This is a genomic window from Sphingopyxis sp. LC81, assembly GCF_000756375.1.
Taxonomy (GTDB): domain Bacteria; phylum Pseudomonadota; class Alphaproteobacteria; order Sphingomonadales; family Sphingomonadaceae; genus Sphingopyxis.
On sequence record NZ_JNFD01000001.1, the window covers coordinates 258,219 to 281,814 of the forward strand.

Genomic DNA, 23,596 nt, shown 5'->3' on the forward strand with positions numbered 1-23,596 from the left:
ACATACGTATGCAAACAACCGGAGATCCTATGACCACCGCCAATGCCGCCATGCTCGACCAGATCAAATCGGGGCAGGGCTTCATCGCCGCACTCGACCAGAGCGGCGGTTCGACGCCCAAGGCGTTGAAGGGCTATGGCATCGAAGCCGACGCCTTCTCGAACGACGAGGAAATGTTCGGTCTGATCCACGACATGCGCAGCCGCATCGTCACCGCGCCCTGCTTCAACGGCGAAAAGGTGATCGGCGCGATCCTGTTCGAGCGCACGATGGACGGCGAAGCGGGCGGCAAGCCGGTTCCGGCACTGCTTTGGGAGCGCGGCGTGGTGCCGTTCCTGAAGGTCGACAAGGGTCTCGAAGACGAAGCCGATGGCGTCCAGCTGATGAAGGCCAACCCGGGTCTCGATGCGCTTTGCGAGCGTGCGGTCACGAAGGGCGTGTTCGGCACCAAGATGCGCAGCGTCGTCAATCTCGCCAATCCGGCGGGCATCAAGGCGATCGTCGAGCAGCAGTTCGCCGAAGCCGCGCGCATCGCGGGGCACGGCCTCGTCCCGATCATCGAGCCCGAAGTGAACATCAAGAGCGCCGAGCGCGATGCGGCGGACCGCCTGCTGCTCGAGGAAACGCTCGCGGCGCTCGAAGCGTGGACCGGCGCCCCGGTGATGCTGAAGCTGTCGCTGCCGACAGAGGCCGGCCTGTTCCAGCCGCTCGTCGATCATCCGAAGGTGCTGCGCGTCGTCGCGCTGTCGGGCGGCTTTGCGCGCCCCGAGGCGTGCGTCGAACTGGCGAAAAATCCTGGCATCATCGCGAGCTTCAGCCGCGCTTTGCTCGAGGATCTGCGCTATCAGATGAGCGACGACGAGTTCAACGCGTCGCTCGGCGGCGCGATCAAGGAAATTCACGCGGCCTCCGTGGCCTAGGTGATGGGAGAGCGGTGGCAAGCCGTCGACGACTATATCGCCGAAAAATTGCTCGGCGCCGATGACGCGCTTGCCACCACCCTCACCAACAATGCTGAACAAGGCCTGCCGCCGATCGATGTGTCGGCGGTGCAGGGCAAGATGCTCTTCCTGCTCGCGCAGATGGCGGGGGCGAAGCGCGTCCTCGAAGTCGGGACGCTCGGCGGCTACTCGACGATCTGGCTCGCCCGCGCGCTGCCCGATGGCGGATCGCTCGTAACGCTCGAGCTCGAAGCGCATCATGCGCGCGTGGCGCATGCGAATCTGGAACGTGCAGGATTGGCCGGCAGGGTCGATATTCGTATCGGTCCGGCGATCGAAAGCCTTGCGGCGATGACCGGCGAAGAACCGTTCGATTTTGTCTTCATCGATGCCGACAAGCAGAGCAACGCGCTCTATGTCGCCGAAGCGATCCGGCTCGGGCGCCCCGGCACCACGATCATCGTCGATAATGTCGTCCGCGAAGGCGGGGTGCTGGAGGCGGACAGCGACGACGAGCGGATCATCGGCACCCGCGCGCTGTTTGATATGCTCGCCGCCGACTCCCGCCTCGATGCGACCGCGATCCAGACCGTCGGCGCGAAAAAATGGGACGGGTTCGTGCTGGCGCGGGTGCTTTAGAGGCCGCCCGCGAAGCGGAGCGAGAAGCGATAATCCGCGGGTTTGATCGCCGCATCGGTGCGCTTTTCGGGGCGGACCGATTCGAGCGTGAACTGACCGTCGGCAATATGGGTCGGTTCGCCCAGCGTGGCTACGAACGGCTGCTTTTCGCCGTTGCCGCGGATCCAGACCATCTTCACCCGCACGCGGCCGGCCCAGACGCAGCGTGCGTTCATCGGGCAGCGGCTGTCCTCCAGCACCTCGACGGGCTGGACGATCGGGCCGTCGACATAGGCTTTCTGGCCGAGCGCCACGTCGCTGCCGTCGGGCATCGGCGCGCCGCGTGTCGTGGCGCAGGCCGAAAGGGCAAGCGCGGCGGGAAGGGCGAGGATCGCGAGGCGGTGTAAGTTCTGCATTTGCCCGTCTGTTACCTCGCCGCTATGAACGCGCCATGAAAGCACCAACCTGCCAACTTTACCTCATTTCGCCGCTCGATGTCGGCGGCGATTTTCCTGACCGTTTAACCGAAGCGCTGGGCGCAGGACCCGTTGCCGCGTTCCAGTTTCGCGTCAAGGACATCGACCAGCACGAGGCGGCGCGGCTCGCCGAACCGTTGCAGGCGATCTGCGCGGCGCACGACGTGGCGTTTATCGTCAATGACGATGTCGCGCTCGCGAAGCGCCTTGGCGCCGATGGCGTGCATCTCGGGCAGGATGACGGCGACCCGCGCGAGGCGCGCCAGTTCCTCGGTCCGCAGGCGCAGATCGGTGTCACCTGCCATGCGAGCCGCCATATGGCGATGGAAGCGGGCGAGGCGGGGGCCGATTATGTCGCCTTCGGCGCGTTTTTCCCGACGACGACCAAGGCGGTCGAGCATCATGCCGAGCCCGAGATTCTCGAATGGTGGCAGGGCATGTTCGAACTGCCGTGCGTCGCGATCGGCGGGATCACCGTCGACAATGCGCCGGTGCTGATCGACGCGGGCGCGGATTTCCTCGCAGTATCGGGTGGTGTCTGGGCGTATCCCGAAGGCCCGGGAGCGGCGGTGCGTGCGTTCGGCGCGCTCCTCGAAGATCAGCCCGCCGGGTAATCGCGCCCCGGAGTCTTCGGGCTGTCCTTGGGCGCGGGCGACGGCGCCGCGTCCTTGCGCCAGCCAAAAAGGCCGGCGCAAGGAGCCCCGCGCGACGAAGTTGCTGCGATGCCGCGTGGGGGCGGCGGGGTAAGGCCCGAAAGATCGATACTCATCATGGCCGCCGATATGGCAGGGGCGGGGCGCGGCATATTGGATCGATGCGTCAAAAGAATATCGGTCAGTCGCTTTTGGCGTTTCGGTCCAACTGACTTCGGTTCGTGGCTTTTTGCTTGCGCTGCGTGCGGTGCCCCGCAAGACAGCGGACGGGGAGATTTTTGATGACCGAAATGACCACGCCGACCTCGCGCGGGCGCGAACTCACGATCCGTGCGATCCTGCTCGGCGGCCTGCTGACTTTGGCGTTCACGGCGGCGAACGTGTATCTGGGGCTGAAGGTCGGGCTGACCTTTGCGACCTCGATTCCCGCGGCGGTGATTTCGATGGCGCTGCTGCGCTATATGGCCGGGTCGACGATCCTCGAGAATAATATCGTCCAGACGATCGCGAGCGCCGCGGGCACGCTGGCGGCGATCATCTTCGTGCTGCCGGGGCTGGTCATGGTCGGTTATTGGCAGGGCTTCCCGCTGCTCGAAACCACCGCGATCACGATGCTCGGCGGCATATTGGGCGTGCTCTTTTCCGTGCCGCTGCGCCGCGCGCTCGTCGTCGATTCGGATCTTCCCTATCCCGAAGGCCGCGCCGCCGCCGAAGTGCTGCAGGTCGGCGCCGCGAGCGCCGAGGGCGCCGAGGAGAATCGCGCCGGACTTTCGGCCTTGATGTGGAACAGCATCGTCGCCGCGGGATTCACGCTGCTCACCCAGATGAAGCTCGCGGGCGCCGAAGTCGCGCGCTGGTTTGCGGTCGGCAGCGGCGCAACCGGCGTCGCGGGTGGGCTTGCCTTTGCGCTGTTCGGCGTCGGCCATCTGGTCGGCCTGTCGGTCGGCATGGCGCAACTCGTCGGGCTGGTCACCGGCTGGTGGGTGCTGCTGCCGATCCTGACGCAAGGCGGCGCGGGCGATCCCGAGACGCTGGCAAACACCGTTTTCCGCGCCGACGTGCGCTTTTTCGGCGCCGGGGTGATCGCGGTTGCCGCGATCTGGACACTCGTCAAGATTGCCGGGCCGGTGCTCGGCGGTATCCGCTCGGCGATGGCGGCGAGCCGCGCGCGGCAGGGCGGGCAGGTGCTCGCGGTCGAAGAACAGGATATGTCGATCAACTGGGTGTTCGGCGGCTCGCTCGCATTGATGTTGCCGATCGGCTGGCTGCTATGGTCCGAGCTTGCCGGCGGGCCGCTTGCGGGCGCCTCCTTCGCGCTGATTGCGGGCGCGATCCTGTTCATTATCATCGTCGGGCTGATGATCGCCTCGGTCACCGGCTATATGGCCGGCCTGATCGGCGCGTCGAACTCGCCGGTTTCGGGGATCGGCATCCTTGCGATCATCGCCTCGTCGTTGCTGCTTCTCGGCCTGCTCGGCCGCGGCGGGGGTGAGGCCGAAGTGAATGCGATGGTCGCCTATGCATTGATCGTCACCGGGCTCGTCTTTGGCATCGCGACGATCTCGAACGACAATCTCCAGGATCTCAAGACCGGCCAGCTCGTCGGTGCGACGCCGTGGAAACAGCAGGTCGCGCTGATCATCGGCGTGATCTTCGGCTCGCTCGTCGTCCCGCCGGTGCTCAACGTTCTCAACGAAACGCTCGGTTTCGTCGGCGCGCCGGGGGCAGGGCCGAACGCGCTTGCGGCGCCGCAGGCGGGGCTGATCTCGTCGCTGGCGCAGGGGGTGCTCGGCGGCAATCTCAACTGGACGATGCTGGGCTATGGCGCGCTCGCGGGTGTCGGCTTCATCATCGTCGATGCGCTGCTCGGCCGCGCGGGCAAGCTGCGCCTGCCCCCGCTCGCGATCGGTATCGGTATCTACTTGCCGATGGCGGTGATCTTGCCCGTCGTGATCGGTGCGGTCGGCGGCTGGTTCTACGACCGCTGGGCGGCGAAACGCCCGAACGCGAGCTTTGCGCACCGCATGGGGGTGCTGACCGCGACGGGGATGATCGTCGGCGAAAGCCTGTTCGGCGTGCTCTATGCGGGGATCGTCGCGGGCAGCGGCAGCGATGCGCCCCTCGCGGTCGTCGGCGAGGGCTATGCGCCCTTCGCGCCATGGGTTGGCCTGATCTTGTTCGTCGGGCTTGTCTGGCTCAGCTATCGGCGCACGCGCGCGATGGTCGTCGCGACGCCCTGACACAGCGGCTTGCCCTTCGGCGCGCGCGCGGCTAAAGGCGCGCACCTGATAGCTGTGCCCGGCGGGCGCCGCTTTGCTCTTTCCATCCTTGTCTAGTGAGTGTGCGCGATGAAAATCACCGGCGTTGAAATCCGTCCCGGCAATATTATCGAATTTGAAAAGGGGATCTGGAAGGTCACCAAGATCCAGCACACCCAGCCGGGCAAGGGCGGCGCCTATATGCAGGTCGAAGCCAAGAACCTGATCGACGGCCGCAAGCTCAACAACCGCTTCCGCAGCGCCGATACGGTCGAAAAGGTCCGCCTCGACACCAAGGATTTCCAGTTCCTCTATGCCGAGGGCGACGACCTGGTGTTCATGGACAAGGACAGCTTCGAGCAGATCAATATCTCGAAGGATGTCGTCGGCGACGCGCATGAATTCCTGCAGGACGGCATGGACGTCGTGCTCGAGCTTTGGGAAGAACGCCCGATCTCGGTCGAACTCCCCGAAACGATCGAAGCGACGATCGTCGAGGCCGACGCGGTGGTGAAGGGCCAGACGGCGTCGTCGTCGTACAAGCCCGCGATCCTCGACAATGGCGTGCGCGTGATGGTGCCGCCGCACATCACCAGCGGCACCAAGATCGTCGTGCATGTGTACGATCGCGAATATGTCCGCCGCGCCGACTGATGGCTAAGATCGTCACCGACGCGCGGAGCTTTCGGGCCGACCGCGCGTGGGGGGCGCGCGATCTCGTCGAGGTCGAAGGCGCCAGTGTCCGCCTGCATTGGACGGACCAGCCTTATAAATGGCATGTCAACGACGGCGCCGAACTGTTTTGCGTCATCGCCGGGACGGTCGACATGCATTATCGAGAGGCGGGCGAGGAGCATGTTGTGCGCCTCGCCGCCGGCGACATGTTTGTAGCCGATGTCGGCGACGAACATGTCGCGCATCCGGTGGGCGAGGCCCGCATTTTGGTCGTAGAACGTAAGGGATCCGTATAGTGGCCGTATCGGGCATCATCACCGTCATGGAACGCGCCGCGCGCAAGGCCGGCACGAAGCTGCGCCGCGACTTTGGCGAGATCGAGCATCTGCAGGTCTCGCAGAAGGGCCCCGCCGACTTCGTGTCGAAAGCCGATCAGGCGGCCGAGCGTACGCTGTATGACGAACTCGGCCGCGATCGTCCGGGCTGGGGCTTTGTGCTCGAAGAAGGCGGAATTATCGAAGGCGAGCCCGGCAAGCCGCGCTTCATCATCGATCCGCTCGACGGCACCTCGAACTTCCTCCACGCGATCCCGCATTTCGCGATCTCGATCGCGGTACAGGAACCGAAGCCCGGCGGCGGCTGGGGCGACGTCACCGCGGCGCTCGTCTACCAGCCCGTCACCGACGAAAGCTATTGGGCCGAACGCGGGCGCGGCGCGTGGCTGCACGACCGCCGCCTGCGCGTCGCATCGCGCCGCCACCTCAACGAGTGCCTGATCTCGACCGGCATCCCGTACATGGGCCACGGCAATATGGCCCAGTGGAGCCGCATTTTCGGTGCGGTCGCCCCCGAAGTCGCCGGCATCCGCCGCTTTGGCGCCGCCAGCCTCGACCTCGCATGGGTCGCTGCGGGCCGTTACGACGGTTTCTGGGAAAGCGACCTCAAGGTCTGGGACGTTGCCGCGGGCATGCTGCTCGTGCGCGAAGCCGGCGGCTTCGTCAGCGATTTCCGCGGCGGCGACCGCGCGATCGAGCGCAGCGAATTTATCGCCGGCAGCGCCGCGGTGCATTCGAAGCTGCAGAAGCTCGTCGCGGGCGCGCTTCGCAACGCCTGATAATCTTGCGCCCTCCCCGCGAAGGGGAGGGCCGCAACATCACTTCTCGAAAACATACTCGCGAAAGCTGTCCATCAGCGACGCCCAGGTGTTGAACGTCTCGCCGACATTCTCGCGCGGGATGCCCGCGAAATCGAGGTCGACGTCCATTTCGAGCACCGGATCGCCCTCGTCATCCTTATAGGCGCGGGCGAAACGCTTGTCCTTGTTCCACTTGTTGAGCTTGTCGAGCGAGACGCCCTTCGCGTCGCTGAACCCCATATAATATTGCAGTGTCTTGCACTTCTTGCTCTCTTCGCAGTTCATGAAGAGAACGAGGAATTTCAGGCCGTTGCGATTGCTTTCGAGATAGGGATCGTCGCCGGGCTTGCTGATCAGCGTCGCGGGCCAGCCCTGCGACTCGAGGATCGCCTTGATCGTTGCGGGATTCGACGCGTTGATCAGCTCGGCCTGGGCCGGAGTCGCCGCAAAAAGTGCGGCAACGCTCAAGGCGAGTGCGGCGCGCGTGGTAGTTGGTCCCATGGAAGCTCCCTTTATCCAAGTTGCGCCCTGAAAGCGCGGTACTCCGACCCTTTTCGCGTTGGGTATCACAGCGATAGGGCCTGTCACCAGCGGCCTTTGTGCTTTTGGTCACACGCGATACGAAATTCCTGCCCGCAGTGCTTGCGACACGCGGCTTCGTGGCCTAAAGCGCCCCCGATAAACGGGTGGCAGACACCCCAAAATATGAACAACAGAACTGCGAGCTCCCATGGTCGATCTGACGCAATATTTGCCGATCCTGATCTTTCTGGTCGTCGCCGTCGGCCTGTCCTCCGCCTTCGTCTTCCTGCCGATGGGCGTCGCGCGGCTGACTGGGGCGCACAAGCCCGATCCGGCGAAGCTGACCGAATATGAATGCGGTTTCCCCGCTTTTGAAGACGCGCGCAGCCAGTTCGACGTGCGTTTCTACCTCGTCGCCATTCTTTTCATCATCTTCGACCTCGAAGCCGCCTTCCTCTTTCCCTGGGCAGTGAGCCTTGAGGAAATCGGCTGGGCCGGTTGGGCCACGATGATGATTTTCCTCGCCGAACTCACGCTCGGCCTTGTGTACGCGTGGAAAAAAGGCGCGTTGGATTGGGAATGAGCACTTCCAGCATCATCATGCCCGGCCAGATGCCGGTCGCTCCCGGTACGAACCCGGACCAGAGCTTTTTCGACGACCTCAACAGCGAGGTAGGCGACAAGGGCTTTCTCGTTACCTCGACCGAGGATCTGTTCAATTGGGCGCGCACCGGCTCGCTTTGGTGGATGACCTTTGGCCTCGCATGCTGCGCGGTCGAGATGATCCACGTCAACATGCCGCGCTATGACATGGAGCGTTTCGGCGCCGCGCCGCGTGCATCGCCGCGCCAGTCGGACGTGATGATCGTTGCGGGTACGCTCTGCAACAAGATGGCCCCGGCGCTCCGCCGCGTGTACGATCAGATGTCGAACCCGAAATATGTCATCTCGATGGGCAGCTGCGCCAATGGTGGCGGCTATTATCATTACAGCTATTCGGTCGTGCGCGGCTGCGACCGCATCGTGCCCGTGGACATATATGTCCCCGGCTGCCCGCCGACGGCCGAGGCGTTGCTCTATGGCGTGATGCAACTCCAGCGGAAGATTCGCCGCACCGGGACGATCGAACGCTGATGACCCATGCCGCACCCCTCGTCGCCCGCCGCGCCCATATCGACGCGGAGCTGAAGGCGCTGCTCGGCAAGGACTTGCTCGTGCATGTCCATGCCGCCGATGAAGACAGCATCACCGTCGATCGCGAAGCGATCGCGGGCGTGATGATCGCGCTGCGCGACAAGATGGAATATCAGCAGCTGATGGAAATCGCCGGGGTCGACTATCCCGACCGCGCCGAGCGGTTCGAGGTCGTCTATCACCTGCTCAGCGTGACCAAGAACCATCGCCTGCGCGTCCGCGTCTGCACTGACGAAGCGACGCCGGTGCCGAGCATCGTACCTGTCTGGCCGGTCGCCGGCTGGCTCGAGCGCGAAGTGTTCGACATGTACGGCGTGCTGTTCGCGGGCAATCCGGACCTTCGCCGCATCCTGACCGACTATGGTTTCCAGGGACACCCGCAGCGCAAGGATTTCCCGCTGACCGGCTATACCGAGTTGCGCTATTCCGAAGAGGATAAGCGCGTCGTGTATGAGCCGGTGAAGCTCGCGCAGGATTTCCGCAATTTCGACTTCCTCAGCCCTTGGGAAGGCGCCGACTATGTGCTGCCCGGCGATGAAAAAGCCGGCGGAACGGGCGAAGCGCCAGGCAAGGGGGCGCCGACGCCGATGACCGCGGCCGAAGTCAAGAAGGCCGACGACACGGCAAAGGCGCCGCCGCCGCCGACCCCGAAAACCACCGAAAAGCCCGAGCAGACCGGGGCAGGGGCGAAGGCCAACATCAAGGCTGCAAAGACGAGCCGCGATGGCGCCAAGGCGACCACTGCGGTGAAGGGCAAGACGCCCGCAACCAAAAAGGCCGAAAAGGCGCCAGCCAAGCCGCGCGCGCCGCGCAAGCCTAAAGGAGGCGACGCATGACCGACTCTCCTCAGGTCAAGCATCACGGCAGCGACATGTTCGAAGGCTATCCGGTCGATACGGCCGATACCGTTGGCGATCAGGTCGTGACGAACTACACGATCAACTTCGGTCCACAGCATCCCGCGGCGCACGGCGTGCTGCGCATGGTTATGGAACTCGACGGCGAGATCATCGAGCGCGTCGATCCGCACGTAGGGCTGCTCCACCGCGGCACCGAAAAGCTGATCGAGTATAAGACCTATCTGCAGGCTTTGCCCTATTTCGACCGGCTCGACTATTGCTCGCCGCTCGGCATGGAGCACAGCTATGTCCTCGCGATCGAGAAGCTGCTCGACCTCGAAGTGCCGGCGCGCGCGCAATATCTCCGCACCCTGTTCGCCGAGCTGACGCGCATCTGCAATCACATGCTCAACATCGGCTCGCACGTCATGGACGTCGGCGCGATGACCCCGAACCTCTGGGTGTTCGAACTGCGCGAGGATTGCCTCAATTTCTTCGAGCGCGCCTCGGGCGCACGCATGCACTCGGCGTACTTCCGTCCGGGCGGTGTCCATCAGGATGTCCCCGAGCGGCTGCTCTACGACATCGGCGAATGGTGCGAAAAACGCCTGCCGAAACTGTTCGGCGACGCGATGAGCCTCGTCATCGACAACCGCATCTTCAAGCAGCGCAACGTCGACATCGCGACGGTGTCGAAGGAAGATGCGCTCGCGTGGGGCTTCTCGGGCCCGATGATCCGCGGCAGCGGCATCGCGTGGGATTTGCGCAAGTCGCAGCCCTATGACGCCTATGCTTCGATGGACTTTGACATTCCCGTCGGCACCCGCGGCGACTGCTACGACCGCTTCATGGTCCGCGTGCAGGAAGTCTATCAGTCGGCGCGCATCATCCTTCAGTGTCTCCGCGACATGCCCACCGGCCCGATCGCCAGCCTCGATCGCAAGGTCGTTCCGCCGAAGCGCGGCGAGATGAAGCAGTCGATGGAATCGCTGATCCACCACTTCAAGCTCTATACCGAGGGTTTCCACGTCCCCGCGGGCGAAGTCTATGTCGCGACCGAAAGCCCCAAGGGCGAATTCGGCGTCTATCTGGTCAGCGACGGCACCAACAAGCCGTATCGTTGCAAGATCCGCCCGACGGCGTTCAGCCATCTTCAGGCGATGGACATGATGTCGAAAGGCCACATGCTCGCCGATACCACCGCAATTATCGGCGCCATTGACGTCGTTTTCGGAGAGTGTGACCGCTAATGGCCGACGCACCCAATATTCCTGACGAAATCGAAACCCGCGCGCGCTGGGGCGCCTTTGCGTGGACGGCGGAAAATGCCGCGAAGGCGAAGGCGGTCATTGCGCGCTACCCCGCAGGCCGCCAGCGCTCGGCGGTGATGCCCTTGCTCGACCTCGCGCAGCGACAGGTCGGCGCCGAGACCCAGACGCAGGGCTGGCTGCCCGTGCCGGTGATCGAATATGTCGCCGCCGCGCTCGATATGCCCTTCATCCGCGCCTATGAGGTCGCGACCTTCTACACGATGTATAATCTCGTGCCGGTCGGCCGCTATCATGTGCAGGTCTGCGGCACGACGCCGTGCCTGCTGCGCGGGTCGGACGATGTGATGGCCGCGTGCAAGAATCGCGGCATGGTCAAAGGCAAGACGACGCCCGACGGTCTGTTCACGCTGACCGAGGTCGAGTGCATGGGCACTTGCACCAACGCGCCGATGGTCCAGATCAACGACGATAATTACGAAGACCTCGATTATGACAGCACCGTCCGCATCCTCGATGCGCTCGCTGCGGGCGAGCAGCCGAAGGCGGGGACGCAGCTTGCGAACCGCCACACGAGCGAGCCCGACGGCGGCCCGACGACGCTGAAGGAAATGGTCAAGGCCAACCACGACTATCGGAAGGAATGGTAAGCCATGCTGGCCGATAAGGATCGCATTTTCACCAATCTCTACGGCTTCCAGCCGTGGAACCTCAAATCGGCGCAGGCGCGCGGCGATTGGGACAATACCAAGGATCTGATGAAGCGCGGCCAGGACGCGATCATCGAAGAGATCAAGGCGTCGGGCCTGCGCGGCCGCGGCGGCGCGGGCTTCCCGACGGGGCTTAAATGGTCGTTCATGCCGAAGGAACCGCGCGCCGACCGCCCGAGCTTCCTCGTCATCAACGCCGACGAATCCGAACCGGGCTCGTGCAAGGACCGCGAGATCATCCGCCACGATCCGCACAAGCTGATCGAGGGCGCGCTGATCGCGGGCTTCGCGATGCGCGCGCGTGCGGCGTACATCTATATCCGCGGCGAGTTCATCCGCGAGGCCGAGACGCTCTTCGCCGCGGTGCAGGAGGCGTATGACGCCGGCCTGCTCGGCAAGAATGCCGCCAAGTCGGGTTATGATTTCGACGTCTTCGTCCACCGCGGCGCCGGCGCATACATCTGCGGCGAAGAAACCGCGATGATCGAAAGCCTCGAAGGCAAGAAGGGCCAGCCGCGCCTGAAACCGCCGTTTCCGGCGGGTGCGGGCCTCTATGGCTGCCCGACGACGGTGAACAATGTCGAGAGTATCGCGGTCGTCCCGACGATCCTGCGCCGCGGCGCGCCGTGGTTCGCCTCCTTCGGGCGCGAGAATAACAAGGGCACCAAGCTCTTCCAGATCTCGGGCCATGTCGAGCGCCCGTGCGTCGTCGAGGAAGAGATGGGCATCACCTTCCGCGAACTGATCGACAAGCATTGCGGCGGCATCCGGGGCGGCTGGGATAACCTGCTCGCGGTGATCCCGGGCGGTTCGTCGGTTCCGCTCGTCCCCGCGGCCGAAATCATGGACGCGCCGATGGACTTCGACGGGCTGAAGGCCGTCGGATCGGGCCTCGGCACCGCGGCCGCGATCGTGATGGACAAGTCGACCGACGTCGTTCAGGCGATCAGCCGCATCAGCTATTTCTACAAGCATGAAAGCTGCGGCCAGTGTACGCCGTGCCGCGAGGGCACCGGCTGGATGTGGCGCGTGATGGAGCGGCTGCGCACTGGCGACGCCGACATCAGCGAGATCGACACTTTGTTCGACGTGACCAAGCAGGTCGAAGGCCACACGATCTGCGCGCTCGGCGATGCCGCCGCGTGGCCGATCCAGGGCCTGATCAAGCATTTCCGCCCCGAAATCGAACGCCGCATCCGCGAGAATGGCGGCGCGCTGGAGGCGGCTGAGTGAAGATGGCCTCGTCCCGATTGGCGGGTTTTACCTGCATCGCGATGGCTGCATTACAGCTGTCGGCGCCTGCCGGCGCCCAGCAGGGATCGCATCTGCACCAGCCGGATGCGCCCAATGTGCCGCTCGTCGCCGATAACGCGGCCAAACAGCGCGAAATCGTGATGAAATCCTTCGCCGATTGCGTCGTCGACAGCGCGCGTGCGCGTCGTTTGGCGCTGGAATTCATCGCGATGGATCCGCAATCTGAGGAAGCCGGAAAATTTGGCGACAAGGTCACCGAACCCGGTTGCTTGCCGAAAGTCGGACAGACGAAATATGCGTCGAAGCTGGCGTTTACGCCGTTTCTTTTTCGGTACGAGCTGCTTGGCGCCCTTTATCGTCAAACCTATCGCGATGCGCCGAGCCCGGCACTCAAGGATTTGCCGGTACGCGATTACGCGAAAGAATTCGCTTCCGGCACCGTCCCGAACACGATTCTGTCGTTGCGGCAATTTGGCGATTGCGTCGCGCGCATCGCTCCCGTCGAAAGCCATAATCTGGTGATGTCCGACATCTATACTGCCGAGGAAAATTCAGCGCTTACGGCGGTTCTGCCGAATTTGCAGGCCTGTATGCCGCCGGGGCAGAGCGTAGGATTCGGACGGGGAATCCTCCGCGGCGCTCTGGCCGAGGGACTCTATCGCCTGCAAGAAGCCAGCAATTCATCTGAAAGTTCTGTCGATGCCTAAGGTCACCGTAGATGGCGTAGAACTCGACGTCCCGCAGGGCGCGACCGTTCTGCAGGCGTGCGAGCTGGCGGGGAAGGAAATCCCGCGCTTCTGCTACCACGAACGCCTGTCGATCGCCGGCAATTGCCGCATGTGCCTTGTCGAAGTGTCACCGGGCCCGCCGAAGCCGCAGGCGTCGTGCGCGCTGCCGACCGCCGAGGGGCAGGTGATCAAGACCGATAGCCCGATGGTGAAGAAGGCGCGCGAAGGGGTGATGGAGTTCCTGCTCATCAACCACCCGCTCGACTGTCCGATCTGCGATCAGGGCGGCGAATGCGATTTGCAGGACCAGTCGGTCGCCTATGGCCGCGGCGCGACGCGCTATGACGAGAACAAGCGCGCGGTCACCGAAAAATATATGGGTCCCATCGTCAAGACGGTGATGACCCGCTGCATCCAGTGTACGCGCTGCGTCCGCTTTGCGGAGGAAGTCGCGGGCGTCGAAGATGTCGGCGCGATCTATCGCGGCGAGAATATGCAGATCACGTCGTACCTCGAACGCGCCGTAGGCAGCGAATTGTCGGGCAATATCGTCGATCTCTGCCCCGTCGGCGCGCTGACCAGCAAGCCCTATGCGTTCGAAGCGCGCCCGTGGGAGCTTTCGAAGACGCTCGGCATCGACATGATGGACGCGGTCGGCACCAATGTGCGCATCGACGCGCGCGGCCGTCAGGTCCTGCGCGTGCTGCCGCGCGTCAACGACGACGTGAACGAGGAATGGGCGAGCGACAAGACGCGCCACCATGTCGACGGCCTGACCCGCCGCCGCCTTGATCAGCCCTATGTTCGCGTGAACGGCGCGCTTCAGCCTGCGAGCTGGGCCGAAGCCTTTGCGGCCATCGCGGCGGTCAAGGCCGGCTCGTCGGTTGCCGCGATTGCGGGCGACCTTGCCGATTGCGAGACGATGTTCGCCGCGAAGTCGCTCGTGAACGCGCTCGGCGGCAATCTGCTCGAAGGGCGCCAGACCGGGCTCGACTATGATGTCACCAGCCTGTCGGCGGTCAATTTCAACACCGGTATCGCCGAGGCCGAAAATGCCGACGTGATCCTGCTCGTCGGCACGAACCTTCGCTGGGAAGCGCCGCTGATCAACACGCGCATCCGCAAGGCGGTGTGGAAGAAGGGCGCGAAGGTCTTCGCGATCGGCCCCGAAACCGACCTGACGTACAGGGCGCAGTGGCTCGGCGACGATGCTTCGCTGGTTTCGAAGCTGCCCGCGGCGGTGCTCGACGCGCTCAAGGGCGCCGAGCGGCCGATGCTGGTCTTCGGTGGCGGTGCTTTGTCGGTCCCCGGCGTCCACGGCGCAGGCCTCGCGCTCGCCAAGTCGGTGAACGCGGTCAAGGACGGCTGGAACGGCTTCAACGTGGTGCATTTCTCGGCCGCGCGCATGGGTTCGCTCATGCTCGGTTACGGCCTGCCCGGCGGAATCAAGGATGTGATCGCGGCGAAGCCGAAGCTCGCTTTTTTCCTCGGCGCCGACGAGGTCGATTTTGCGGCACTGCCGGATACGTTCAAGGTCTATGTCGGCCACCATGGTGACAAGGGCGCGCATGCCGCCGACGTTATCCTGCCCGCCGCAGCGTGGACCGAGAAGGACTTCACCACGGTCAACACCGAGGGCCGCGTCCAGCGCAGCGAGAAGGCGGTGTTCGCGCCGGGCGACGCGCGTGAGGACTGGAGCATTTTCCGCGCGCTCGCCGATGCGCTCGGCGTATCGCTCGGTTTCGACAGCTTTGCGCAGTGCCGCGCGGCGATGATCGCCGCGGTGCCGGCGCTCGGCGTCGAAGGGATCGCCGACTATGGCTGGACGGTGCCGAAGTTGCCCGCGAAGCCCGAGGCGCGCGCGATCCCTTCGCCGATCAAGGATTTCTACCTCACCAACGCCATCTGCCGCGCGTCACCGACGATGCAGCGCTGCTCGGAAGAGCTGATCCATGGCGCAGACTTTGCGGAGGCCGCGGAATGACCCCGGTGCATGCGATTGCCAGCATCCTGCTGGTCGGAATGGGCTATTCGGTCTGGCGCGGGTTCAACCCGCGCAAATCGGAAAAGCCCGGTCCGCATAACGGCTGGCGCAACCAGGACGGGACCCGGAAATGACCGAGACCTTCATCTCCTGGGGCATGGACCCGAATTGGGCGTGGGGCGTCGCGACGATCGCGGGCATCCTGCTCATCGCGCTGCCGCTGATGCTCGCGGTCGCGATGATCATCTATGCCGACCGCAAGATCTGGGCGGCGATCGCGCTGCGCCGTGGTCCGAACGTCGTCGGTCCCTTCGGGCTGCTGCAGAGCTTTGCCGACGGCCTGAAAGTGTTCCTGCAGGAAACGATCGTCCCGTCGGGCGCGAACCGCGGGCTGTTCCTGATCGCGCCGATCATCACCTTCACCGTCGCGCTGCTCGCGTGGGCGGTGATCCCGTTCAATTCGGGCGCGGTGCTCGCCGACATCAACGTCGGATTGCTCTACATCCTCGCGATTTCGTCGCTCGGCGTGTACGGAGTGATCCTGTCGGGCTGGGCGTCAAACTCGAAATATCCCTTCTTCTCGGCGATGCGCGCTTCGGCGCAGATGATTTCCTATGAAGTGTCGATCGGGTTCATCTTGATCGGCGTCGTGCTTTTCGCCGACAGCTTCAACATGAACGAGATCGTGAAAGCGCAGCAGGGCCATGGGCTCGGCATCGTCAACGCCTTCGGCTTCAACCTGCTGCTCTTCCCGCTCGCGGTGATGTTCCTCATCTCTTCGCTCGCCGAAACCGCGCGCGCGCCGTTCGACCTGACCGAAGCGGAAAGCGAGCTCGTCGCGGGTTACCAGACCGAATATTCGTCGATGAGCTTCGCGCTCTTCTGGCTCGGCGAATATGCCAACGTCCTGTTGATGTGCACGCTCAACGCCGTGCTGTTCTGGGGCGGCTGGCTGCCGCCGATCGATTGGGCGCCGCTCTATGCCGTCCCCGGCATCATCTGGCTGTTCGCGAAGATCCTGTTCTTCTTCTTCGTCTTCAGCTGGGTCAAGGCGACCGTCCCGCGCTACCGCTATGACCAGCTGATGCGGCTCGGCTGGAAGGTCTTCCTCCCGATCTCGCTTCTCTGGATCTTCCTGATCTCCGGCTATCTGATGCTGACGAGGTATTCATGAGTACCATTGCCCACCTCATTAAAAGCTTCACGCTGTGGGAGTTTGTGAAGGCGCACGCCCTCACGCTGAAATATTTCTTCAAGCCGAAGGCGACGATCAACTATCCGTTCGAGAAGAACCCGCTGAGCCCGCGTTTCCGCGGCGAGCATGCGCTGCGCCGTTATCCGAACGGCGAGGAACGCTGCATCGCGTGCAAGCTGTGCGAAGCGGTGTGTCCGGCGCAGGCGATCACGATCGAGGCCGAGCCGCGCGAAGACGGCTCGCGCCGCACGACGCGCTACGACATCGACATGACCAAGTGCATTTACTGCGGCTTCTGTCAGGAAGCGTGCCCGGTCGATGCGGTGGTCGAGGGACCGAACTTCGAATTCGCGACCGAAACGCGCGAAGAGCTGCTCTATGACAAGGCCAAGCTGCTCGCCAATGGCGACAAATGGGAACGCGCGATCGCGGCGAATCTTGCCGCCGACGCGCCCTATCGATAAGGGCGCGCGCACATGATCCAACTCTTCGCCTTTTACCTGTTCGCGACGATCGTCATTGCGTCGGCCGCGATGGTCATTTTCGCACGCAATCCGGTCCACAGCGTCATGTGGCTGATCCTCGCTTTCTTCAACGCGGCGGGGCTGATGCTGCTTGCGGGCGCCGAATTCATCGCGATGCTGCTTGTCATCGTCTATGTCGGTGCGGTCGCGGTGCTGTTCCTGTTCGTCGTGATGATGCTCGACATCGATTTCGCCGAATTGCGCGCCGGTTTCGTGCGTTACCTGCCGCTCGGCGCGCTCGTTGCGATCATCCTGGCCGCTGAACTGGTGTTCGCGGTCGGTGCATGGAGCGCGGGCGGGGTCGATCTCGCGGCGCGCGCTGCGCCGGTGGTCGCCGACAAGAGCAATATCCAGCAGATCGGCGAGTTGCTCTACACGCGCTATATCTTCCTGTTCGAGGCGGCGGGCATCGTCCTCCTCGTCGCGATGATCGGCGCGATCGTGCTGACGCATCGCAAGCGCGGCGGCGTGCGCACCCAGAATATTTCGGCGCAGAACCGGCGCCGTCCCGAAGAGGCAACGCGCCTCGTCGATCCGGGCGTCGGGCAGGGGATGGAACTGTGATTTCGGTCGGCCATTATCTCGCCGTTTCGGCGGTGCTCTTCACGCTCGGCGTGCTCGGCATCTTCATCAACCGCAAGAATATCATCGTCATCCTGATGGCGATCGAGCTGATCTTGCTGGCGGTGAACATCAACCTTGTCGCGTTCAGCGCCGCGCTCGGCGATCTCGTCGGGCAGGTCTTCTCGATGTTCGTTCTGACCGTCGCTGCGGGCGAAGCCGCCATCGGTCTTGCCATTCTTGTTATTTACTTCCGCGGCCGCGGCACCATTGCCGTCGACGATGCCAACCGGATGAAGGGGTAAACCGGTGATCCAGGCGATCGTTTTCCTGCCGCTACTCGCGGCGCTTATCGCAGGCCTCGGCCAGCGCGTGATTGGCAATGTGCCGTCTAAAATCCTGACCACAGGCGCGCTGTTCATCAGCTGCGCCTTGAGCTGGCCGATCTTCCTGTCTTTCGTGACGGGAAGCGGCGAGGCGACGGTGACCCCGGTCCTGCACTGGGTTCAGTCGGGTGCGCTCCAGTTCAACTGGGAACTGCGCGTCGACGCGCTGACTGCGGTGATGCTCGTCGTGATCACGACGGTGTCGGCGCTCGTCCACCTCTATAGCTGGGGCTATATGGAGGAAGATCCGGACCAGCCGCGCTTCTTCGCCTATCTCTCGCTGTTCACTTTCGCGATGCTGATGCTCGTGACCGCGAACAACCTCGTCCAGATGTTCTTCGGCTGGGAAGGCGTCGGCCTCGCGTCGTACCTGCTCATCGGTTTCTGGTACAAGAAGCCGAGCGCCAATGCCGCGGCGATCAAGGCGTTCGTCGTCAACCGCGTCGGCGACCTTGGCTTCATGCTCGGTATCTTCGGCACCTTCCTCGTCTTCGGCACCGTCTCGATTCCCGAGATTCTGGCCGCAGCACCGGGCATGGCGGGTTCGACGATCAGCTTCCTGGGAATGCGTCTCGACACGATGACGATCCTCTGCCTGCTGCTGTTCATCGGCGCGATGGGCAAGTCGGCGCAGCTCGGCCTCCACACCTGGCTTCCCGACGCGATGGAAGGCCCGACCCCGGTGTCGGCGCTGATCCACGCCGCGACGATGGTCACCGCGGGCGTCTTCATGGTGTGCCGTCTGTCGCCGATGTTCGAAACCTCGGACGTCGCGCAGGGCGTCGTGATGTTCGTCGGCGCCGCGACCTGCTTCTTCGCCGCGACCGTTGCGACGACGCAGTGGGACATCAAGCGCGTCATCGCCTATTCGACCTGTTCGCAGCTCGGCTACATGTTCTTCGCCGCGGGCGCCGGTGCCTATGGCGCCGCGATGTTCCACCTGTTCACGCACGCCTTCTTCAAGGCGCTGCTGTTCCTTGGCGCCGGTTCGGTCATCCATGCGATGCACCATGAACAGGACATGCGCTATTATGGCGCGCTCCGGAAACAGATCCCGATCACCTATTGGGCGATGATGCTCGGTACGCTGGCGATCACCGGCGTCGGTATCGCGGGTGTCGCGGGCTTTGCCGGCTTCTATTCGAAGGACGGCATCCTCGAGGCGGCTTTTGCGAGCGGCGGCGGCGGGGTCGTGGCTTTCTGGGTCGGCATTTTCGTGGCCTTCCTCACCAGCTTCTATTCGTGGCGCCTCGTCTTCCTGACCTTCTATGGCAAGCCGCGCTGGGAACAGAGCGAGCATATCCAGCACGCCGTCCATGGCGAGCATGAGGATCCCTCTGAAGAAACTTCAGGCGACGATCATGCGCACGCGCATCACCATGACTCGCACGGCGACGGCACCGCGGGCTATCACCCGCACGAAAGCCCGCTCTCGATGCTCATCCCGCTGATCGTGCTTTCGATCGGCGCGGTGTTCGCGGGCATCGCGTTCCACCATCAGTTCATCTATCCCGAAGAGGGTATGGCGTTCTGGAAGGGTAGCCTCGCGTTCGACGAGCATCTGATGCACGCCGCGCACGAAGTGCCTTTGTGGGTGAAGTGGACGCCGTTCACGGTGATGGCGATCGGCCTGTTCCTCGCGTGGAACAGCTATATTCGCAACACCAGTCTGCCGGCGCGCTTCGTGGCGCAGTTCAAGCTGCTCCACCAGTTCCTGTACAACAAATGGTATTTCGACGAGCTCTACAACATCCTCTTCGTGAAGCCCGCCTTCGCGATCGGCCGCTTCTTCTGGAAGCGCGGGGATGAAGGCACCATCGACCGCTTCGGTCCCGATGGCGCCGCCGCGCTCGTCGCTGGGGGGACCCGTCTCGCGGTCCGGCTGCAATCGGGTTATGTTTATGGATATGCGTTTGTGATGCTGCTCGGTCTTGTCGGCCTCGCCAGCTGGGCCATGGTGAATTTCCTGTGAGCGGCTTTCCGATCCTTTCGTTGATGCTGGCGGTCCCCGCGGTCGCCGCCATCCTTTGCCTGTTCGTCGGCGACAAGACCTCGCGCTGGGTTGCGCTCGGCGCGACGCTCGCGACCTTCGTCCTCGGCTGTATCCTGTGGGCGCAGTTCGACATCGGCGGCGCGCAGTGGCAGTTCACCGAGCGCGCCGACCTGTTCGGGCGTTTCCAATATGCGCTCGGCATCGACGGTATGGCCTTGATGCTGATCATGCTCAGCGTCTTCCTGATGCCGCTCTGCATCCTTGCCAGCTGGGACGCGATCAAGAGCCGCGTCGGCCTCTACATGTCGATGTTCCTAATCATGGAAGTCGTGATGATCGGCGTCTTCATGGCGCAGGATCTGCTGCTCTTTTACATCTTCTTCGAAGCCGGCCTGATCCCGATGTATTTCATCATCGGCATCTGGGGCGGCGCGAACCGTAAATATGCGGCGTTCAAATTCTTCCTCTACACGCTGCTCGGATCGGTGCTGATGCTGATCGCGATGATCGCGATGATCGCCGAGGCAGGGACGACCGACATCCCGACGCTGCTGAACTATGATTTCCCGGTTCAGATGCAGACGTGGCTGTGGCTCGCCTTCTTCGCCAGCCTTGCGGTCAAGATGCCGATGTGGCCCGTCCACACCTGGCTTCCCGACGCGCACGTGCAGGCGCCGACCGCGGGTTCGATGATCCTCGCGGGCGTTCTGCTGAAGCTCGGCGCCTATGGCTTCATCCGCTTTATGATGCCGATGTTCCCCGACGCGTCGGCACAGCTGATGTGGATCGTCTTTGGCTTGTCGATGATCGCGGTGGTCTACACCAGCCTCGTCGCGCTGGCGCAGAGCGACATGAAGAAGCTGATCGCTTACTCGTCCGTCGCGCATATGGCGATCGTTACCGCTGGCCTCTTCGCCTTCAATCAGCAGGGTATCGAGGGCGCACTGATCATCATGCTCAGCCATGGTGTCGTCTCGGCCGCGCTCTTTTTCTGCGTCGGCGTGATCTACGACCGGCTCCACACGCGCGAGATCGACCGTTACGGCGGGCTCGCGGTGAACATGCCGGCCTATGCGCTGTTCTTCATGCTGTTCACCATGGCGTCGATCGGCCTTCCGGGCACCAGCGGCTTCGTTGGCGAATTTCTGAGCCTCGCCGGCATCTATGAAGCGTCGAGCTGGGTCGCCTTTGTGTGCACCACCGGGATCATCCTCGGTGCCGCGTACATGCTCTATCTCTACCGCCGCGTCGTGTTCGGCGAACTGACCAAGGACGATGTGAAGGCGATGCCCGACCTGACCGCACGCGAATGGACGATCATGGTGCCGCTGGCCGCCGTGGCGCTGTGGATGGGCGTCTATCCCGAAAGCTTCCTCGCGCCGATGCGCGGCGACGTGACCACCGTCGTTGCGCGCCTCGCGCCGGCGAAGCCCGCGGGTGACGCGCATCTTGCCGCCGGCAAGCCAAAGCCTGCCGCAGCGCATGGTGAAACGGCCCACGGATCGAGCCATGCAGGAGGCGTCCAATGACCGCCGACCTGATGCTCATCTGGCCCGAACTGATCCTGACGATCGGCGGGCTCATCACGCTGATGCTCGGCACCTTCCTCGGTGACCGCAATGTCGGCCTCTACCAGCTCAGCTCGCTGCTGACGCTTGCCGCCGCCGCGGCCGCCGTCGTCGCACTGTTCGGCGTCGAAACAACCGTCTTCTCCGGCACGCTGTCGGTCGACAGCTTCGGCGGTTTCGCCAAGCTCTTGATCTATGCCGCGAGCTTCGTCTGCATCGTCATCGCGCCGCGCTTCTTCAATGGCGGAATGCGCGCCGAATATCCGACGCTCATCCTGTTCGCGGCGCTCGGCATGGGGATCATGGCCTCGTCGCGCGACCTGATGACGCTGTACGTCGGGCTCGAGCTCAACAGCCTTGCGGCCTATGTGCTCGCCAGCTTCATGCGCGCCGACGAGCGGTCGACCGAAGCCGGCCTTAAATATTTCGTCCTCGGCGCGCTCGCGTCGGGCATGCTGCTCTATGGCATTTCGCTGCTCTACGGCTTCACCGGCACCACCGATTTCGCCGGAATCGCGAAGGTGCTGGGTGGCGAGCTCAACATCGGCCTCATTTTCGGTATCGTGTTCGTGCTTGCGGGTCTTGGTTTCAAGATCAGCGCCGTGCCGTTCCACATGTGGACCCCCGACGTCTATGAAGGCGCGCCGACCCCGGTGACGACCTTCTTCGCCACCGCACCCAAGGTTGCGGCGATGGCATTGATGACGCGCGTCGTGATCGATGCGATGGGCCCCGCGGTCGGCGCGTGGCAGCAGATCATCATCTTCCTGTCGCTCGCCTCGATCATCCTCGGCGCGGTCGGCGCGATCGGGCAGAAGAATATCAAGCGCCTGCTCGCCTATTCGTCGATCAACAACGTCGGCTTCATGCTCGTCGGCCTTGCCGCCGGAACGCAGCAGGGGGTCGAGGGCGTGCTGACCTATCTGCTCGTCTATATGCTGACCACGCTCGGCGCCTTCCTCGTCGTGCTCCAACTGCGCGACGCCGACGGCAACCAGGTCGAGAGCATTCCTGCGCTCGCCGGCCTGTCGCAGCGCCGGCCCGGCCTTGCCGCGGCGATGGCGGTGTTCCTGTTCAGCCTCGCGGGTATCCCGCCGCTCTTCGGCTTCTGGCCGAAGTATCTGGTGTTCGAGGCCGCGGTGAACGCGAACCTCGTGCCGCTGGCGGTTGCGGGTATCGTCGCCTCGGTGATCGGCGCCTTCTATTATATCGCGATCATTAAGACGATGTACTTCGACGACAAATCGGACACCGAATTCCCCGCGGGCGGCGGTGCGATCGTCGAGGATGCGGTGATCACCGCGAGCGCGCTCTGGCTCTCGGTCATCGGCTATCTCTTCATTCCCGTGCTGGCGGTCCTTTCGGCCAGCGCCGCTGCGGTGCTGTTCTGATCCCGCCCATAGAGCGTATCGCGCAGACAGGTTCGACCAACGCTGACCTGCTGGCGCGGCTGGCCAGCGGCGAGCATGTCGGTGAGGGTCATTGGCTCGTCGCCGATCGCCAGACCGCCGGGCGCGGGCGGCTCGGGCGCGGCTGGAATGACGGGCAGGGCAATTTCATGGGCTCGACCGTCGTCCACCTGACGATCGGCGATCCGTCGGCGGCGACGCTCGCGCTCGTTGCCGGGGTCGCGCTCGCCAAGACAGTTGCCGCGCTCGCGCCAGGTGTCGACCCGCAGCTTAAATGGCCGAACGACCTGCTGATCGATGGCGCGAAATGCGCGGGCATCCTGATGGAACGCACGGGCAATTCGGTGGTGATCGGTATCGGCGTCAACCTCGTCGCCGCGCCCGAACTGTCCGACCGCCCGACCGCGACGCTGGCTGCCAAGGGCGTCGAGCTCGACCGCGATCATTTCGCCAATGCGCTCGGCATCGCGATGATCGACGCGCTGTGGACGTGGCGACAGGAAGGTGTGGCGAGCATCGTTCGCGCCTGGCTACCGCAGGCGCATCCGGTCGGCACGCCGCTCCGCGTGTCGGAACAGGGTATCGATGGTTTCTTCGACGGTCTCGCCGAGGATGGCGCGCTGCGCTTGCGCCGCGAGGGCGGCGAGACCATGTTGATTCACGCGGGAGACGTCGAACTGCGGCGCCCGGTCGAGGGGAATTAAG

General features: G+C 63.8%; 26 protein-coding genes. 24 read left to right on the top strand and 2 right to left on the bottom strand.

What is annotated here, in order from left to right; translation table 11 throughout:
- The first annotated feature begins 50 nt into the window (after positions 1 to 50).
- Together FG91_RS01285 and FG91_RS01290 are read left to right on the top strand one after the other, a co-directional pair.
- Positions 51 to 920, top strand: coding sequence for a fructose bisphosphate aldolase (locus FG91_RS01285; protein WP_200878381.1), 870 nt, complete (start codon positions 51 to 53; stop codon positions 918 to 920).
- Positions 921 to 923: 3 nt separating this feature from the next.
- Positions 924 to 1,580 carry an O-methyltransferase gene (locus FG91_RS01290; RefSeq protein ID WP_037510792.1) on the top strand — a complete coding sequence of 219 codons (657 nt, stop codon included), beginning with the start codon at positions 924 to 926 and terminating at the stop codon, positions 1,578 to 1,580.
- On the opposite strand, the gene FG91_RS01295 is transcribed toward FG91_RS01290, so the two are convergent.
- Positions 1,577 to 1,975, bottom strand: a complete 399-nt coding sequence (locus FG91_RS01295; RefSeq protein WP_235211897.1) for a hypothetical protein — start codon at positions 1,973 to 1,975, stop codon at positions 1,577 to 1,579. The two genes, FG91_RS01290 and FG91_RS01295, sit on opposite strands and share 4 nt — an antisense overlap.
- Before the next feature lie 35 nt (positions 1,976 to 2,010).
- Here FG91_RS01295 and thiE point away from each other — a divergent pair, with 35 nt between their 5' ends.
- The 5 genes from thiE to FG91_RS01320 all read left to right on the top strand — a co-directional run bounded on the left by thiE (position 2,011) and on the right by FG91_RS01320 (position 6,735).
- A complete protein-coding gene (thiE, locus tag FG91_RS01300; RefSeq protein ID WP_037510795.1) occupies positions 2,011 to 2,649 on the top strand; it encodes a thiamine phosphate synthase in 639 nt (212 codons plus the stop codon).
- A 320-nt stretch (positions 2,650 to 2,969) separates the two neighbouring features.
- Positions 2,970 to 4,928: an OPT family oligopeptide transporter gene (locus FG91_RS01305; protein WP_443027724.1), complete on the top strand. Its 1,959-nt coding sequence runs from the start codon at positions 2,970 to 2,972 to the stop codon at positions 4,926 to 4,928.
- 108 nt (positions 4,929 to 5,036) lie between these two features.
- Positions 5,037 to 5,600, top strand: a complete 564-nt coding sequence (efp, locus tag FG91_RS01310; protein WP_037510798.1) for an elongation factor P — start codon at positions 5,037 to 5,039, stop codon at positions 5,598 to 5,600.
- On the top strand, positions 5,600 to 5,917 hold the full coding sequence (locus tag FG91_RS01315) for a cupin (protein WP_037510800.1): 318 nt from the start codon (positions 5,600 to 5,602) through the stop codon (positions 5,915 to 5,917). Before efp ends, FG91_RS01315 begins: the two co-directional genes overlap by 1 nt.
- A complete protein-coding gene (locus FG91_RS01320; RefSeq protein ID WP_037510802.1) occupies positions 5,914 to 6,735 on the top strand; it encodes an inositol monophosphatase family protein in 822 nt (273 codons plus the stop codon). The genes FG91_RS01315 and FG91_RS01320 overlap by 4 nt, the downstream gene beginning before the upstream one ends.
- Before the next feature lie 39 nt (positions 6,736 to 6,774).
- Here FG91_RS01320 and FG91_RS01325 read toward each other — a convergent pair whose 3' ends face one another.
- On the bottom strand, positions 6,775 to 7,257 hold the full coding sequence (locus FG91_RS01325) for a YbjN domain-containing protein (RefSeq protein ID WP_037510805.1): 483 nt from the start codon (positions 7,255 to 7,257) through the stop codon (positions 6,775 to 6,777).
- A 229-nt stretch (positions 7,258 to 7,486) separates the two neighbouring features.
- On the opposite strand from FG91_RS01325, the gene FG91_RS01330 reads away from it, so the two are divergent.
- Genes FG91_RS01330 through FG91_RS01405 form a run of 17 tightly spaced genes read left to right on the top strand, consistent with a single transcriptional unit; the run spans position 7,487 to position 23,595 of the window.
- Entirely contained in the window at positions 7,487 to 7,861 is a 375-nt protein-coding gene (locus FG91_RS01330; protein WP_037510808.1) for an NADH-quinone oxidoreductase subunit A, read from the top strand.
- Positions 7,858 to 8,412 carry a NuoB/complex I 20 kDa subunit family protein gene (locus FG91_RS01335; RefSeq protein WP_037510811.1) on the top strand — a complete coding sequence of 185 codons (555 nt, stop codon included), beginning with the start codon at positions 7,858 to 7,860 and terminating at the stop codon, positions 8,410 to 8,412. Before FG91_RS01330 ends, FG91_RS01335 begins: the two co-directional genes overlap by 4 nt.
- Positions 8,412 to 9,308 (top strand): NADH-quinone oxidoreductase subunit C, encoded by an 897-nt coding sequence (locus FG91_RS01340; protein WP_037510815.1) that lies wholly within the window; start codon positions 8,412 to 8,414, stop codon positions 9,306 to 9,308. The genes FG91_RS01335 and FG91_RS01340 overlap by 1 nt, the downstream gene beginning before the upstream one ends.
- 35 nt (positions 9,309 to 9,343) lie before the next feature.
- Entirely contained in the window at positions 9,344 to 10,561 is a 1,218-nt protein-coding gene (locus FG91_RS01345) for an NADH-quinone oxidoreductase subunit D (protein ID WP_200878382.1), read from the top strand.
- Positions 10,561 to 11,229, top strand: coding sequence for a complex I 24 kDa subunit family protein (locus FG91_RS01350; protein WP_037510821.1), 669 nt, complete (start codon positions 10,561 to 10,563; stop codon positions 11,227 to 11,229). Before FG91_RS01345 ends, FG91_RS01350 begins: the two co-directional genes overlap by 1 nt.
- Positions 11,230 to 11,232: 3 nt before the next feature.
- Positions 11,233 to 12,522 carry an NADH-quinone oxidoreductase subunit NuoF gene (gene nuoF / locus FG91_RS01355; RefSeq protein WP_037510824.1) on the top strand — a complete coding sequence of 430 codons (1,290 nt, stop codon included), beginning with the start codon at positions 11,233 to 11,235 and terminating at the stop codon, positions 12,520 to 12,522.
- Positions 12,519 to 13,250 carry a hypothetical protein gene (locus FG91_RS01360; protein ID WP_152567953.1) on the top strand — a complete coding sequence of 244 codons (732 nt, stop codon included), beginning with the start codon at positions 12,519 to 12,521 and terminating at the stop codon, positions 13,248 to 13,250. The genes nuoF and FG91_RS01360 overlap by 4 nt, the downstream gene beginning before the upstream one ends.
- Positions 13,243 to 15,255 (top strand): NADH-quinone oxidoreductase subunit NuoG, encoded by a 2,013-nt coding sequence (gene nuoG, locus FG91_RS01365; protein WP_037510828.1) that lies wholly within the window; start codon positions 13,243 to 13,245, stop codon positions 15,253 to 15,255. Before FG91_RS01360 ends, nuoG begins: the two co-directional genes overlap by 8 nt.
- Entirely contained in the window at positions 15,252 to 15,389 is a 138-nt protein-coding gene (locus FG91_RS21945) for a hypothetical protein (RefSeq protein ID WP_156419661.1), read from the top strand. The genes nuoG and FG91_RS21945 overlap by 4 nt, the downstream gene beginning before the upstream one ends.
- Positions 15,386 to 16,429 (top strand): NADH-quinone oxidoreductase subunit NuoH, encoded by a 1,044-nt coding sequence (gene nuoH / locus FG91_RS01370; RefSeq protein ID WP_037510829.1) that lies wholly within the window; start codon positions 15,386 to 15,388, stop codon positions 16,427 to 16,429. Before FG91_RS21945 ends, nuoH begins: the two co-directional genes overlap by 4 nt.
- The gene (gene nuoI / locus FG91_RS01375) at positions 16,426 to 16,914 is read left to right on the top strand and encodes an NADH-quinone oxidoreductase subunit NuoI (protein ID WP_037510831.1); all 489 of its coding nucleotides are present in this window, start codon (positions 16,426 to 16,428) and stop codon (positions 16,912 to 16,914) included. The genes nuoH and nuoI overlap by 4 nt, the downstream gene beginning before the upstream one ends.
- 12 nt (positions 16,915 to 16,926) lie before the next feature.
- Complete coding sequence (locus FG91_RS01380; RefSeq protein WP_037510833.1) at positions 16,927 to 17,538, top strand: NADH-quinone oxidoreductase subunit J; 612 nt, start codon at positions 16,927 to 16,929, stop codon at positions 17,536 to 17,538.
- Positions 17,535 to 17,840, top strand: coding sequence for an NADH-quinone oxidoreductase subunit NuoK (gene nuoK / locus FG91_RS01385; RefSeq protein ID WP_003051614.1), 306 nt, complete (start codon positions 17,535 to 17,537; stop codon positions 17,838 to 17,840). Before FG91_RS01380 ends, nuoK begins: the two co-directional genes overlap by 4 nt.
- Positions 17,841 to 17,844: 4 nt before the next feature.
- A complete protein-coding gene (gene nuoL / locus FG91_RS01390; RefSeq protein ID WP_037510838.1) occupies positions 17,845 to 19,893 on the top strand; it encodes an NADH-quinone oxidoreductase subunit L in 2,049 nt (682 codons plus the stop codon).
- Positions 19,890 to 21,443, top strand: a complete 1,554-nt coding sequence (locus FG91_RS01395) for an NADH-quinone oxidoreductase subunit M (protein ID WP_037510841.1) — start codon at positions 19,890 to 19,892, stop codon at positions 21,441 to 21,443. The genes nuoL and FG91_RS01395 overlap by 4 nt, the downstream gene beginning before the upstream one ends.
- Complete coding sequence (gene nuoN / locus FG91_RS01400; RefSeq protein WP_037510844.1) at positions 21,440 to 22,873, top strand: NADH-quinone oxidoreductase subunit NuoN; 1,434 nt, start codon at positions 21,440 to 21,442, stop codon at positions 22,871 to 22,873. The genes FG91_RS01395 and nuoN overlap by 4 nt, the downstream gene beginning before the upstream one ends.
- Before the next feature lie 17 nt (positions 22,874 to 22,890).
- Positions 22,891 to 23,595, top strand: a complete 705-nt coding sequence (locus FG91_RS01405) for a biotin--[acetyl-CoA-carboxylase] ligase (RefSeq protein WP_327195774.1) — start codon at positions 22,891 to 22,893, stop codon at positions 23,593 to 23,595.
- Position 23,596 lies beyond the last annotated feature (1 nt).